Genomic DNA, 2,063 nt, shown 5'->3' on the forward strand with positions numbered 1-2,063 from the left:
TTGTCGAGCGGGTCGCCGAGCGGGCGGCGGGAAACCCGTTTTTCGCCGAGGAGCTGGTGCGCGATCTGGCCGAGCGTGGCGTGTTAACCGGTGGCCGTGGCAACTATGTCTGCCACGTCGACCGTGCCGACGCCGCCGTGCCGGCGACTCTGCAGGCCACCATCGCCGCCCGCATCGACCGGCTGGAGCCGGTCGCTAAACAGACGCTGAACGCCGCGGCGGTGATCGGGTTGCGGTTCGGTGCAGAGCAATTGGCGTTGCTCGATGGTGAGGCTGAGATGGGTGAGCTGATCGCTGCCGAACTCGTCGATCAGGTGCGGTTCACCCCGCACGCCGAATACGCCTTCCACCACCCGCTGATCCGGACCGTGGCCTACGAGTCACAACTGAAGTCCGGCCGCGCCGAACTGCATCGGCGGCTGGCGGCCGCGATCGAACAGGACAATCCGTCGGATGAGAATGCGGCGCTGATCGCCGAACATCTCGAAGCCGCCGAGGACCTACCGGCGGCGTACGGCTGGCATATGCGTGCCGGGACATGGGCGCAATACCGTGACATCCGCGCCGCGCGAGTCAGTTGGGAACGCGCCCGACAGGTCGCCGACCGGTTACCCACCGACGACCCGGGCCGGACGTCGATGCGCATCGCCCCGCGCACCCTGCTGTGTGCCAGCACCTGGCGGGTCAGCGGCAGCGCTGCTAACACCGGCTTCGAGGAACTGCGTGACCTCTGCACTGCCGCCGGCGACAACGTGTTGTTGGTGATCGGCATGGCCGGCCTGATGACGACGCTGCAGCTCCATGTCCGGTTCCGAGAAGCCTCGCGAGTCTCGTCGGACTGCAGTCGGTTGCTCGAATCAATCGGCGATCCGGCGCTGACCGTTACGGTTGCGGTCGCACCGAGCAATGTCAAGTGGCAGGTGGGCGAAGCAGCCGAAAGTCTGCGCTTGGCGCAGCGCGTGATCGACCTCGCCGAAGGTGATCCGACTAAAGGCAATCTGCTCGTCGGGTCACCGTTGGCGGTGGCGATTGCGTTACGCGGCTCTGACCGATATTGTCTCGGACTTCCGGGCTGGAAGGAAGACCTCGACCAGGCAGTCGTGATGGCCCGCAGCGTCGATGCGACGTCCTACGTCGTTGCGGTGCTGTACAAGTACGGCTTCGCCGTCCACGTCGGGGCACTGCTGCCCGACGCGGCAGCCGACCGGGACACCTCCGAAGCGCTGGAACGAGCGGAGCACTCCGGCGACGACTTCGCGGTGGATTTCGCCCAGTGGAGTCGCGGCGTCATTCTCGTCAACCAGGGCGGTTCGCAACGTACAGCAGGTTTGGAGCTGCTCGCGCAATGGCGTGACGGTCAGCCGCGGCACGGGTACGCGGAAAACGTAGTGCGGACTGTCGACACCGAGCTCGCCAAGGAGAAGGCCAGGATTGGTGACATCGATGACGCCATTGGGCTAGCTCGTGCGGTGGTGGACTACCTGTTCGGCGCAGGCGAGATGATCACCCGCGGCGAGGCAACCAGAGTTTTCGTGGAAGCGCTGCTGCAGCGCGGCACGAACACCGATCTCGGCGAGGCGCAGGCCGCGATCGACCGTTTGGCGGCGGTGCCGACCGAGGCGGGGTTTGTGTTGTTCGAGGTTCCGCTGCTGCGGCTGCGCGCGCTGATGGCGCGTGCGAACGGCGACGAAGACGGCTACCGCGACTTCGCCGACCGGTATCGCAAGAGGGCCACCGAGGTTGGCTACGAGGGGCATATCGCGCTCGCGGAGGCGATGACGTGATCGCCTGCACGGCGTGTGGCACAGAACTGCGAGCGTCTGCGAAGTTCTGCGATGAATGTGGCGCACCCGCTGCTGCGTCACACCAGCCTGCGGAGTTCAAGCAGGTGACGGTGTTGTTCGCCGATGTGGTGCGCTCGATGGATATCGCTTCGGCGGTGGGTGCTGAGCGGTTGCGGGAGATCATGACCGGGTTGTGTGACCGGTGTGCGGCGGTGGTGCAGCGCTATGGCGGGACGGTGGACAAGTTCACCGGCGACGGGATCATGGCGGTGTTCGGTG

2 protein-coding genes are annotated in these 2,063 nt (G+C 65.9%); both read left to right on the plus strand.

The annotated features are described in order from the left end of the window. On the plus strand, positions 1–1,784 hold a 1,784-nt coding region (locus tag AC2VOP_RS14160), incomplete at its 5' end, for an ATP-binding protein (protein WP_486961561.1). Next, positions 1,781–2,063: adenylate/guanylate cyclase domain-containing protein (locus AC2VOP_RS14165; RefSeq protein ID WP_486961562.1), on the plus strand; the 283-nt coding region annotated here is incomplete at its 3' end. The genes AC2VOP_RS14160 and AC2VOP_RS14165, both read left to right, overlap by 4 nt.

The sequence above is a fragment of the Mycobacterium sp. TH-M106 genome (genome assembly GCF_057473765.1).